The organism is Nisaea denitrificans DSM 18348, from assembly GCF_000426505.1.
In the GTDB taxonomy this organism is placed as follows: domain Bacteria; phylum Pseudomonadota; class Alphaproteobacteria; order Thalassobaculales; family Thalassobaculaceae; genus Nisaea; species Nisaea denitrificans.
Map to the genome: position 1 here is coordinate 185384 of NZ_KE384531.1, position 12429 is coordinate 197812.

At 62.2% G+C, this 12429-nt stretch carries 7 protein-coding genes and 1 pseudogene; 4 read left to right on the forward strand and 4 right to left on the reverse strand.

Going from position 1 to position 12429, the window contains the following annotated elements:
* Window positions 1-1592: pseudogene (locus tag K328_RS26010) on the forward strand (hypothetical protein); the annotation flags it as partial.
* A 399-nt stretch (window positions 1593-1991) separates the two neighbouring features.
* A complete protein-coding gene (locus K328_RS26015; RefSeq protein WP_051285076.1) occupies window positions 1992-4586 on the forward strand; it encodes an SBBP repeat-containing protein in 2595 nt (864 codons plus the stop codon).
* A 125-nt stretch (window positions 4587-4711) separates the two neighbouring features.
* On the opposite strand, the gene K328_RS0117850 is transcribed toward K328_RS26015, so the two are convergent.
* From K328_RS0117850 to K328_RS0117865, 4 genes are all read right to left on the reverse strand, one after another.
* The gene (locus K328_RS0117850) at window positions 4712-5380 is read right to left on the reverse strand and encodes a glutathione S-transferase family protein (RefSeq protein WP_028467133.1); all 669 of its coding nucleotides are present in this window, start codon (window positions 5378-5380) and stop codon (window positions 4712-4714) included.
* Between the two features lie 44 nt (window positions 5381-5424).
* Complete coding sequence (locus K328_RS0117855; RefSeq protein ID WP_028467134.1) at window positions 5425-6183, reverse strand: sulfite exporter TauE/SafE family protein; 759 nt, start codon at window positions 6181-6183, stop codon at window positions 5425-5427.
* A 32-nt stretch (window positions 6184-6215) separates the two neighbouring features.
* Window positions 6216-6779 (reverse strand): GNAT family N-acetyltransferase, encoded by a 564-nt coding sequence (locus tag K328_RS24725; protein WP_051285078.1) that lies wholly within the window; start codon window positions 6777-6779, stop codon window positions 6216-6218.
* A gap of 251 nt (window positions 6780-7030) precedes the next feature.
* Window positions 7031-8428: a dipeptidase gene (locus K328_RS0117865; protein WP_028467135.1), complete on the reverse strand. Its 1398-nt coding sequence runs from the start codon at window positions 8426-8428 to the stop codon at window positions 7031-7033.
* Window positions 8429-8569: 141 nt separating this feature from the next.
* Between K328_RS0117865 and K328_RS0117870 the strand changes: the two genes are divergently transcribed.
* Both K328_RS0117870 and K328_RS0117875 read left to right on the forward strand, forming a co-directional pair.
* Window positions 8570-9427, forward strand: coding sequence for an isocitrate lyase/PEP mutase family protein (locus tag K328_RS0117870; RefSeq protein ID WP_028467136.1), 858 nt, complete (start codon window positions 8570-8572; stop codon window positions 9425-9427).
* A gap of 93 nt (window positions 9428-9520) precedes the next feature.
* Entirely contained in the window at window positions 9521-12427 is a 2907-nt protein-coding gene (locus tag K328_RS0117875; protein WP_156901465.1) for an FAD-binding and (Fe-S)-binding domain-containing protein, read from the forward strand.
* The last annotated feature ends 2 nt before the right edge of the window (window positions 12428-12429 follow it).

A 12429-nucleotide genomic window follows, 5' to 3' on the forward strand; every position in this document is an offset into this window, starting at 1 on the left:
GAACAGGTGGAGACCAAGGGGATTCGATCCAGGTTGACAGCAGCGGCAACAGCTATGTCACGGGGCAGTTCCAGGGAACAGCGGATTTCGATCCCGGCTCCGGGACTGCAAACCTGACCAGCGCCGGCAACAATGACGTCTTCATTGCCAAGTACGACAGCAGCGGCGCTCTGGTCTGGGCGAAAAATGTCGGCGGAACAGGCAGTGATGGAGGCAACTCGATCGAGGTCGACAGTAGCGGCAACAGCTATGTTACGGGAGATTTCAGCAGCACGGTGGATTTCGATCCCGGGACCGGGACGACGAACCTGACCAGCGTGGGTGCGGCAGACGCCTTCCTGCTGAAGCTCGACAGTGACGGGAACTTCGTCTCGGTGTCATCGAGCAGTGGCGGCTCGTCTGGTAGCGGCTTGACGAAGACCAATCAGACAGTGACCGACTCCGCCGGTACTGCGACCAGTCATACGCTGGTGAACAATACCGGTAGCACGGCGACAGGTGCGCTCGTCTCCGGCACTGGCAACGGGAACACCGTCAACGCGACGTTGCCCACTGGGGTCTCGTTGACCAACTCGGGCACATCCACCGCCCAGGTCAGCTCTGTCGCCAGCTCCACGCTGTCCGGGCAGATCCAGAGCAGTGGCGCCGATACGACCAGCAAGAGCTTCCTCGAGGGGCATGGTCAGGCCTTCGTCAATGGCTTCGGTGGCGGCATGTCGATGGATATTCGCACCATCGGCTTCTCCTCAACGGATAGCTCGGCGCAGACCGTCCAGATCACCGGCCAGGGCTCCAGCGGTGGTGAAGCCTTCGTCGTCGACACGACTGGCCTGCCCGCGGGCTCGACCGTGCAACTCGACAATATCGAGTTCGCGGCCATCGTCGGCAGCGCGACCATCAATGGCGGCGGCGGCCAGAACTATGTCGTCGGCGACGATGCGAACCAGTTCATCTCCCTCGGGGCCGAGGACGATACGCTGGCCGGCGGCGGCGGGGCGGACACCATCGGCTCCGGTTGGGGTGAGGACATCCTTTACGGCAACCAGGGCACGGACAACGTCTTCGGCGGCGGCGGCATGGACACGCTCTATGGAGGCCAGGGCACCGACACGGTCAGAGGCGACAACGACAACGACGTGGTTTACGGCAACAAGGGCAATGACTTGCTCTGGGGTGGCGAGAATGCGGATCTGCTCTATGGCGGGCAGGGCGAGGACATCGTCTACGGCAATTCCGGCAATGACAGCCTGAACGGGAATCTCGGTAACGACACGCTCTATGGCGGTCAGGGCAACGATCTGCTCTCGGGCAGCAGCGGCGACGATTTCCTGGGCGGCAACAAGGGCGACGACACGCTCTCTGGCGGCGACGGGGCAGACACCTTTGTCTTCGAGTTCGACGGTGGGAACGATCAGGTGACCGACTTCCAGGCCGGAACCGACACGCTTGCTCTTGAAGTCGGGCTCGGCGCGAGCGGCGGTGTCGAGAGCGGCGGCAATACCATCGTCACCCTCTCCGACGGCAGCACCGTGACCGTGATCGGCGTCTCCAAGACCGACCTCGCGGCTGCGACGGGCTGGGAACTCGGGTAGTCCGCGGACCCTCTCGGACCCTCTCTTTAGTCATCCCGGACCCGATCCGGGATGACGTCCTGATCTGATTGGAAATCCGGGGTGGCGCAATGCGCCGACGGACGGACACCAAGGATCAGTGAACTTTCCGGTGAAGGCGTTTCCACAGCCGTTTTCGAGCGGTGTCAGGCCGCATTGGAAAAATTGGAAATTTTGGAAAAGTTGGAAAAGACAAAAATTCCAATAGCTTGCATCAATCCCCACAAGCATCTTCAGGTTACTTCAAAGATAGCTCACCTCGCGGGCGGTCAGCCTGTCTGCCACTTAGCCCGCCTGCAACTTAGCCTGTCCGCCACATGGAAACGGAAAGCGCGTCCTTTTCGTCAATCCGCTGTCCCCGAAATGACGTGAGGGTCTGTCATGCAGTTTGTGAAAGGGATCGGCGGAACAAGTGCTGAACAAGGCGATTCTATCCAGGTCGACAGCAGCGGCAACAGCTACGTCACGGGATATTTCGGGGGAACGGTTGATTTCGATCCCGGCGCGGGAACGGTTAATCTGACCAGCGCCGGAAATCAGGACATCTTCATTGCCAAATATGACAGCAGCGGCGGTCTGGTCTGGGCGAAAGGCGTCGGCGGAACAAGTAGCGACTATGGCCGTTCGATTGAAATCGACAGCAGCGGCAACAGCTATGTCACGGGGCAGTTCCAGGGAACAGCGGATTTCGATCCCAGCGGCGTGACCCAGAACCTGACCAGCGCCGGCTCGAGCGACATCTTCATTGCCAAATATGACGGCAGCGGCGATCTGGTCTGGGCGAAAAGCGTCGGCGGAACCAGTGCTGACGACAGCAAATCGATCCAGGTCGACAGCAGCGGCAACAGCTATGTCACGGGATATTTCGATGGAACGGTGGATTTTGATCCCAGCGGCGTGACCCAGAACCTGACCAGCACCGGCGGTAACGACATCTTCATCGCCAAATATGACAGCAACGGCGGTCTGGTCTGGGCAAAAAATCTCGGTGGAACAGGTGGAGACCAAGGGGATTCGATCCAGGTTGACAGCAGCGGCAACAGCTATGCCGCGGGAAATTTCCAGGGAACGTCGGATTTCGATCCCAGCGGCGTGACCCAGAACCTGACCAGCGCCGGCAGTAACGACGCCTTCATTGCCAAGTACGACAGCAGCGGCGCGTTGGTCTGGGCCAAGAATGTCGGCGGAACAGACTATGACGCTGTCAACTCGATCCAGGTCGATAGCAGCGGCAACAGTTATGTCACGGGAATTTTCCAGGGAACGGCGGATTTCGATCCTGATGCTGGGGTAACGAACCTGACCAGCGCCGGTTTGTACGACACCTTCATTGCCAAATACGACAGCAGCGGCGGTCTGGTCTGGGCGAAAAACATCGGCGGAACAGAGAATGATATTGGCCTGTCGGTCGCTGTCGACAGCAGCGGCAACAGTTACGTCACGGGAGATTTCAAGGGTACGGCGGATTTCGATCCCGGGGCCGGGACCACAAACCTGACCAGCGCCGGCGCGCGAGACATCTTCATCGCTCAATACGACAGCAGCGGCGCCCTGGTCTGGGTGAAAAGTTTCGGCGGAACAAGTGATGATCAAGGCAGATCTGTCCAGGTCGACAGCAGCGGCAACGTCCACGTTACGGGAGTATTCCAGGGAACGGTGGATTTCGATCCCGGCACGGGAACGGAAAATCTGACCAGCGCCGGTTCTCTCGACGCCTTCCTGCTCAAGCTCGACAGCGCCGGTAATTTGGTCTCGGTCGCGGCAGGCGCACAGAGCGGCAGTTCGAACGGTAGTCTGACGAAGACGAACCAGACAGCAGCGGATATTGCCGGCACCGAGACCAACCACATGCTGGTGAACAATGTCGGCGGTACCGCATCCGGCGCGCTGATCTCCGGTACCGGCAGCGGCAATACCGTCACCGTCACCCTGCCCGCCGGGCTTTCCCTGACGAACAGCGGCACCGGCACGGCGGTGAGTGGAGATGCGGCGGGGACAAGCTTATCCGGACAGATTCAGGCAAGCGGCACCTCGGCCACGAACCAGGGCTTCCTCGATACCCACGGCCAGAGTTTCGTGAACAGCCTCGGCGGCACCGCGCTCGACATCCGGACAGTCACCTTCTCCGGAGCGGACGGCTCGCAGCAGACCGCCCAGTTCAGCGGAACAGCAACCGGCGGCCCCGAGGCCCTGGTGATCGACACCACCGGCCTGACCCCGGGCTCGACCCTGCATCTCGATCATGTCGACTTCGCCGCGATCCTCGGCAACGCCACGGTCACTGGCGGCAGCGGCAGTTCCAGCTACATCGTCGGCGACGATGCCGTGCAGCTCATCTCGCTCAGCGAAGGCAACGACACGATCGCCGGCGGCGGCGGCGCGGACACGGTCAGATCGAGCTGGGGCGAGGATCTGGTCTATGGCAACCAGGGTGCGGACGCTCTCTTTGGCGGCGGCGGTAGGGACACGCTCTTTGGCGGCCAGGGGGGCGATATCCTCCACGGCAACAACGATGCGGACGTGCTCTACGGCAACAAGGGCGCCGATACCCTCTCTGGCGGCGAGGGGGTGGATCTGCTCTATGGCGGGCAGGACAACGACATGGTCTACGGCAATGCCGGGAACGACACGCTGTACGGCGATCCCGGCGACGACACGCTCTGCGGTGGCCAGGGTAACGACGCGCTTGCCGGCGGCAGCGGCGCCGACCATCTTGCCGGCAACCGGGGCGCCGATTCCCTCACCGGCGGCGAGGGAGCGGACACCTTCGTCTTCAGCTTCGATGGCGGCAACGATCAGGTGGCAGACTTTCAGGCGGGCACCGACACGCTTGCTCTTGAAGTCGGGCTCGGCGCGAGCGGCGGTGTCGAGAGCGGCGGCAATACCATCGTCACCCTCTCCGACGGCGGCACCGTGACCGTGATCGGCGTCTCCAAGACCGACCTCGCGGCCGCGACGGGATGGGAGCTCGGGTAGTCCGCGGACCTTCTCGCCACCTTCCATTTTATCATCCCGGGCTTGACCCGGGATCTTCCGAAGCGGGGCAAAGCCTGCGATCGAAAAGGCCCCGGCTCGTGGGGCGGGATGACGCCCTGAGCTGGTCAGAAATCCAGGTTGGCGTAGTGCGCCGGTGGGCGGACGCCGGGGATGTGGTCTGACAGCAGCGGGCGGAAGCTCGGGCGGGACTTGACCCGGGCGTACCATTCCTTGGCCTCCGGATACTTCTCCCACGGCACGTCGCCGATATAGTCGACGGTGGAGATGTGGGACGCGGCGGCGATGTCGGCGAGGCTGAAATGGTCTCCGGCGAGCCAGTTCCGGCGCTCCGCCAGAAAGCCGATATAGCCCAGGTGGGTGGCGATATTGGTATGCCCGGCGCGGATCGCCGCGCTGGAAGGCTCGCCGGTGCCGAGGAAGCGTTTCATCAGCTTCTCGCCGACCAGCATCTCGGTCACTTCCGCATTGAACTTGCGGTCGAACCAGGCGACCAGACGGCGGATCTCGGCGCGCGCGGCCGCATCTCCCGGCAGCAGCGGGACATCCGGGCGGGTCTCTTCGAGATATTCGGAAATGGCGCCCGAGTTGGCGACCACGGTGCCGTCATCGTCGACGAAGACCGGTACCGTGCCGTCGGGGTTCTTGGCGAGGAATTCCGGGCGCCGGTCCCAGATCTGCTCGACCTTGGTTTCGGCCTCGATTTTCTTCTCGCCGAGGGACACGCGGATCTTCCGGCAGAAAGGCGAAATCCAAAGGTGATAGAGGGTCGGCATTCAATTCACCGTTAGGTCTGGGGGATGCCTTGCGGTTGGCGGCGCTAAACTACCAGAACCTTGCCGATGCCGACAATCGCCAGCACGCCAAGCAGGATAATGGCCGCCAGTTTGACTGTTTCCGGGCGTGTGATGGCGAAAAGCTTGTGCCCGATGGAGGTTCCGACCGCCATGACCGGCACCAGGATGGCGCAGCGGATCAGCATGTCCGCGTGTATCAGTCCCTTATAGCCGGCAAGTGCGATGGCGAAAATGTCGATGAAAATAAAGAAGGCGATCCCCGTCGCCCGGGTGATCGCGACCGGCAGCGGCGAGGAAAGATAGAGCAGCACCATCGGTGGGCCGGGCACACCGGCGGCGCCGGACATCAATCCGGAGACAATTCCGGTCCCGGCGAGCATTCTGTTGTTCGGGACGGTGGCCATCTTGAAGCCGCAGGCGATCAGGATCACGGATATGAGGATGGCTGCATAGATCGCTATCTTCATCGGCTCTGGCTCGACCAGCAGCAGGCAGGCGAACCCGACGGGCACGCCGATGACGGATCCGATCATAAGTTGCCGGATACCCGTCCAATGGACGTCCCGGTAGGTGCGTGGCAGCAAGGTAAAGCCTGCCAGAAGGTCAAGGATCAACGTCAGCGGGACGACGGAGACGGGATCGGCCACCAGCAGCAATGCACTGATCAGGATCAGCGCGAACCCGAAGCCCGTAAATCCCCGGACAATCCCGCCGATCAGCGTGGCGACGAGGGCGACGGTCCAGATATGCAGGACCCACCCGAAATGCATCGTCTCGAACATTGCTTGGTGGAGCCTTTGCCGGTGTCAGGACCTCAGGCGGCGCAGGATGCGTCCCCGGACTCTTCTACGCCACTTGCCGTGCCGCTCCAAGGCAGCACTTTGCGGGCCATCGGTTCCTCCGTGAGGGATCGCAACAGGTCCGGCGCTGCGCGCACCTGGAAGCGCGGCTGATCGACCGGTCCCGGCAGCTCGAATCCATAGGGCTCTGCCAGCACAAAGCCGTAGGGGCTGTAATAGGAGGCTTCGCCGACCACGAGGCAAAGCTCCCAGCCTTCCTGATCCGCTTCTTCCAGCGCCCGTGCCACCAGCGTCCGGCCGAGGCCTTTGCCCTGTAATGCCGGATCGACCACCAGCGGGCCAAGCACCAGTGCCGGGAGAATTTCATCGCCGTTTTCCACGTCGCAGCGCCAGAACCGGATGGAGGCTCCGAGCTTGGCATCGAACCCGGTGCGGGCAACGAGGCTGAGGGACGGCACGGACGGACCCTGCCGCAGTTTGTAGACGGTCTTGGAAAGGCGATCCTCGCCGAAACCGATATTCAGCAGGGACTCAATGGCTGCCGCGTCGGCGGCGTTTTCTTTTTCGATGACGATCATTGTCGGGACTTCCGGCCTTGGGGAGGCCGTCCCGAAGCGGGAAGCGGCCTAGAGCGTGATGACGGACAGCGCACTACGCGCGGCGATACGTCGTCGTCGCGGGTTGCCTCGTCGCTCTGTGTTGGCCGTGATGTTCATGGCATCCAATTTCCCAAACTCATTGCCAAATACTGCATAAGGCCGTGACGTGCCAATAAAAAAGCGCTGCGGGAATTCCTCCGCAGCGCTTTTTTCGACTGATGCTGTGCCGGTTACCCGGCGAGTTCCGCAAGGCGCGCCATGATGGCGGCGTTGGAGCGGATACCCCGGTGATAGCAGACCATTTCGAACTTCTCGTTCGGGCTGTGCACCCGGTCATCTTCCAGGCCGAAGCCGACCAAGAGGCTGTCCATGCCGAGCAGATTGCGGATCGATCCGGCGGCAGGGATGGAGCCGCCGCAGCCGATCAGCACCGGCTCCGTCTCGTACTCGTCCCGAAGCCCGTCAACGGCCGCTTTCAGATAGTCGGATTCTGTCGGCACCCGCAGGGCAGGGAAGCCGCCTTCATGGACGATATCCAGACTGTAGCCCTTCGGCAGCCGTTCGGAGACGAAGGCTTTCAGCCCGGCGATGATCTTGTCCGGGTCCTGGTCCGGGACCAGCCGGCAGGTGATCTTGGCGGATGCCTCGGAGGCGATCACGGTCTTGCCGCCCGGGTCCTGATAGCCACCAGTAATGCCGTTGACGTCCAGTGTCGGCCGGGCCCAGATCCGCTCCAAAGCGCTGAAACCCTGCTCGCCGCCCGGCACCTCCAGTCCGACTTCCTTAAGGAAAGCCTCTTCGTCGAAACCGAGCCCGGCCCATTGTTTCAGCTCGTTGTCGCCGACCGGCAGGACATCGTCATAGAAGCCTTCGATCCTGATCCGGCCGGTCTCGTCATGAAAGTCGCCGAGGATCTTGGACAGGAGGTTGATCGGGTTGATGACGCCGCCGCCATACATGCCTGAATGCAGGTCCCGGCTCGGGCCCTTGATCTTCACTTCGACGGAAACGATACCGCGCAGCATGTAGGTGATGGCGGGCTTGTCGACGGACCACATGCCGGTATCGCAGACCACGCAGGCATCGGCGCTGAGCTCGTCCCTGTTGGCGGTAAGGAAAGGCTCGAGGCTTTCGGAGCCGCTTTCCTCCTCGCCCTCCAGCAGCACGGTCACGCTGATCGGCAGGGAGCCGTGCACCTCCATCCAGGCGCGGAAGGCCTCGATGAAAGTCATCACCTGGCCTTTGTCGTCTACCGCGCCCCGGGCGACGATGCGCTTGCCGCGCTCGGCCTCGACGATCACCGGATCGAACGGGTCGGAATCCCAGAGCTCGTATGGATCGGCCGGCTGCACATCGTAATGACCGTAATAAAGGATATGCGGCGCGCCTTCAGGGCCCTTCATGTGGCCGACCACCATCGGGTGTTTCAATGCCGGGCGGACGGCGGCATCGAAGCCGATCTCTGTCAGCTGGTCGGCCATCCATTCGGCGGCCCGATGCACATCGGGATCGAATTTCGGGTCGGTGCTGATGCTGGGGATGCGCAGCACGTCGACAAGCCGTTCAACTGACTGGTCCAGACCGGCATCAATGCGGGCGAGCACGGGGGCGAGAAGATCCTGTGTCATGGGTCACCATGTTCGAATTAGGGGCAAACCGCGCAGGCTGTTTTTCCGAGAGTGGAAAGCGCGAGGATTGATTGTCTCTAGTCTGGCTGGGTATCGTCCCCGGAACAAGGGCTTGAGCCCTAGACATCTGGAGGAAGTGCCGTGACGCGGCTATTGGACCTGATCAAGCCGGGCAAACTGCTGATTGCTCCCGGTATTTTCGACGGTATTTCCGCGCGCATCGCCGACGAGTTCGGTTTTGAAGCGCTTTACATGACCGGATATGGCGCGGTGGGCTCCCATCTGGGACTGCCCGATGCGGGTCTTGCCAGTTACTCCGACATGGTCGGCCGGGTGAAAGTGCTGGCCGATACGGTCTCGGCACCACTGGTCGCGGATGGCGATACCGGTTATGGCGGGCTTCTGAATGTCCAGCACACGGTACGCGGCTACGAGGCGGCGGGTGCCGCCGGTATCCAGCTTGAGGATCAAGAATTTCCGAAGAAGTGCGGGCATACCCCGAACCGGAAGGTGATCCCGCTTGAAGACATGGTGCAGAAGATCAAGGTCGCGGTGGAAAGCCGGGACAATCCGGACTTCGCCATCGTCGCCCGAACCGATGCACGCACGAATTACGGACTCGACGAAGCCCTGCGCCGGGGCGAGGCTTTCGCCAAAGCGGGAGCGGACGTCCTCTTTATCGAGGCGCCGGAGACGGTGGAAGAGATGGAGAAAATCTGCGCCAGCTTCGATAAACCGCTGCTGGTCAACGTGGTCGAGGGCGGCAAGACGCCAGTCCTGAGCGCGGAAGAATATACCGACCTCGGTTATTCGATGGCGATCTATCCGGGCACCGGTTTCCTTGCCATGGGCGCCGCGCTGCGCTCCGTCTATGGGCGGCTGAAAGAGACTGGCTCGAGCAAGGGAGCCTCCCAGAAGCTGGACGATTTCGGAGCCTTCTCCCGGACCATGGGGTTCGGCGATGTCTGGGACTTCGAAAAGGCTCACGCGCAGGACTGATATGCGGCGGCTCGTTGCCGCATCGTGGAAGTCGATTTGTCATGGTGGAAAAACCCGCCAGACTTTGCGCTTAGCTTTTGTCAGGAGTAAGTGATGGCCGCCGTGTCGCCAAGAGATGGGGATCTGGCAGCGCGTCTTGAGCGCGCGTTGCAGGGGGAGGTGCTTTTCGACCGCTTCTCTCGCGGCCGTTATGCGACCGATGCCTCGATCTATCAGGTCGAGCCGGTCGGCGTCGTTATCCCGAAGAACCAGGCCGACCTGATTGCGGCCATGGAGATCGCGCGGGAGAACGGCGTCTCCCTGCTGCCGCGCGGCGGCGGCACCAGCCAGTGCGGGCAGACGGTGAACGAGTCTCTCGTTCTGGACTGCTCGAAACACCTGAACAAGATCATCGAGATCGATGCCGAGAACATGCGGGCGGTGGTCGAGCCGGGCATCGCGCTCGATCATCTGAACGCGGCCCTCAAGCCTTACGGTCTGTTCTTCCCCGTCGATGTTTCGACCGCCAGCCGGGCGACCATAGGGGGCATGACGGCGAATAATTCCTGCGGCGGCCGGTCCATCCATTACGGCATCATGGTGGACAATGTGCTCTCCATCGATGCGGTTCTGCCGACCGGTGAGCAGCTTCATTTCGGACCGGTGCCGGGCAATCTCGGCGCCATCGAAACAGAGCCGCGCTATCGCGATCTGGTGCAGGAAATGCGCGCTATCGCCGACCGGGAAGGCGGTGAGATTGCCGCGAGGTTCCCGAAGCTCATGCGCCGGGTCGGTGGCTACAATATCAACACCATCAATCCCGCCGGGCACAATATGGCGAGCCTGCTGGTCGGCTCCGAAGGCACGCTCGCGGCCTTCCGTCAGGTCGAGCTGAAGCTGCACAGGATTCCGACGCACAAGGTCATGGGGGTCTGCCATTTCCCGACCTTCTACAAGGCGATGGATGCGACCCAGCATATCGTGACGCTGAAGCCGCATGCGGTGGAGCTGATCGACCGGAACATGATCGAGCTGGCCCGCGAGATCCCGATCTTCAAACCGATGATCGCCGAATTCGTGAAGGGTGAGCCGGACTCTGTTCTGGTCGTCGAATTCGCGGGCGAAGACCATGCGGCCTGTGTCGCGCAGTTGCGTCAGCTTGAAGTGCTGATGGCGGACCTTGGCTATCCGGATGCGGTGGTGGATGCGACCGCGCCGGCCCTGCAGGCAACCATCGGGGAGGTTCGGCGCCAAGGCCTGAACATCATGATGTCCATGAAGCAGGCGGGAAAGCCGGTCTCCTTCATCGAGGATTGCGCGGTGCCGCTGGAAGATCTGGCCGAGTTTACAGACCGGCTGACCCAAGTGTTTGAAAAACACGGCACACACGGCACCTGGTACGCTCATGCCTCCGTCGGCTGCCTGCATGTCCGCCCGGTACTGAACATGCGGGAAGAGGGCGATGTGAAGCGCATGCGCGCCATCGCTGAAGCCGCCTTCGACATGGTGCGGGAATACAAAGGCTCCCATTCCGGCGAGCATGGCGACGGTATTGTCCGCTCCGAGTTCCACGAGAAGATGTTCGGCAAGCGGCTGGTCGATGCCTTCGGCGAGGTGAAGCGCGCGTTCGATCCGGAGCGGATGATGAATCCGGGCCGCATTGTCGACCCGCCGAAGATGGACGACCGTTCGCTGTTCCGTTTCAAGCCGGGTTATGCGCCAACTCCGATCGACACGGCGCTGGACTGGTCCGAGTGGGGCGGCCTCTCCGGTGCGGTGGAGATGTGCAACAACAATGGCGCCTGCCGGAAACGCGACGCCGGTGTGATGTGCCCGAGCTTCCGGGCGACGCAGAATGAAAAAGACCTGACCCGCGGCCGGGCAAACACGCTGCGGCTCGCTCTGTCCGGTCAACTCGGCCCCGAGGCGCTGGTTGCGCCGGAGATGAAAGAGACCATGGATCTCTGCGTTTCCTGCAAGGGCTGCAAGCGGGAATGTCCGACCGGCGTCGACATGGCGCGAATGAAGGTCGAGTTCCTGCATCACTATACAAAGAAACATGGTTTAAAGTTAAAGGACCGTCTCGTTTCCTACCTGCCGCGCTATGCCGAGGCGGCGTCCCGCTTCGGGTATCTGGCGAATGCGCGGGATGTGGTGCCGGGGCTTAAGGGCCTTTCCGAAGCACTGCTTGGTTTCAGCGCCAAGCGCAGCCTGCCGGTCTGGAGCGACGTGCCGTTCTCCGGCAGCGAGGCCGACGATGTCGACCCGGACGAGAATGACGGACGGGACGTGGTGCTGTTGAACGACACCTTCAGTACCTATTTTGAGCCGGAAAACCTGCGGGCCGCGCTGCGGGTCCTGAAGGCACTCGGCTACCGTGTCCATGTCGTCGATCCGCGTGGTTCGGGTGGGCGCCACCTTTGCTGCGGGCGAACCTTCCTGGCCTCCGGCCTTGTCGACAAGGCGAAGGAAGAGGCGCGGCGCATGATCGCGGCCTATCTGCCCTATGCCCGGCGCGGGATTCCCGTTGTCGGACTGGAGCCGTCCTGTCTCTTTACATTGCGGGATGAATTCAAGGCGATGCTGCCGGGGGCGGACACGGACCTGATCGCCGAGCATGCCCTGCTGTTCGAGGAGTTCATCGCCCGGGAGCAGAATGCCGGCAAAATTACCGCTGCTTTCAAGCCTGTCGCGACCAAGGCATTGGTACATGGCCATTGCCACCAGAAGGCCTTTGACGCCATGGGCGCGATTGAGACCGCGTTGCGGCTCGTGCCGGACATGGACGTCGAAGTCATCCAGTCGAGCTGCTGTGGCATGGCCGGCGCGTTCGGCTACGAAGCAAAGAATCTTGAGGTGTCCATGGCCATGGCGGAGCGCGATCTGCTGCCCGCCGTGCGCGCCGCTGACGGGGACACAGTGCTCGTCGCCGACGGCACCTCCTGCCGCCATCAGATCAAGGACGGCGCCGCCCGCGAGGCGGTGCATGTCGCAACCATTCTGGACCGCGCGCTGGCGTGATC

What these genes read in the sequence shown, in the direction of transcription:
- K328_RS26015 (WP_051285076.1), top strand. Translation starts at nt 1,992, where the DNA reads ATGCAGTTTGTGAAAGGGATCGGCGGAACAAGTGCTGAACAAGGCGAT.
- K328_RS0117850 (WP_028467133.1), bottom strand. Translation starts at nt 5,380, where the DNA reads ATGCCGACCCTCTATCACCTTTGGATTTCGCCTTTCTGCCGGAAGATC.
- K328_RS0117875 (WP_156901465.1), top strand. Translation starts at nt 9,521, where the DNA reads ATGGCCGCCGTGTCGCCAAGAGATGGGGATCTGGCAGCGCGTCTTGAG.
- K328_RS0117865 (WP_028467135.1), bottom strand. Translation starts at nt 8,428, where the DNA reads ATGACACAGGATCTTCTCGCCCCCGTGCTCGCCCGCATTGATGCCGGT.
- K328_RS0117855 (WP_028467134.1), bottom strand. Translation starts at nt 6,183, where the DNA reads ATGTTCGAGACGATGCATTTCGGGTGGGTCCTGCATATCTGGACCGTC.
- K328_RS24725 (WP_051285078.1), bottom strand. Translation starts at nt 6,779, where the DNA reads ATGATCGTCATCGAAAAAGAAAACGCCGCCGACGCGGCAGCCATTGAG.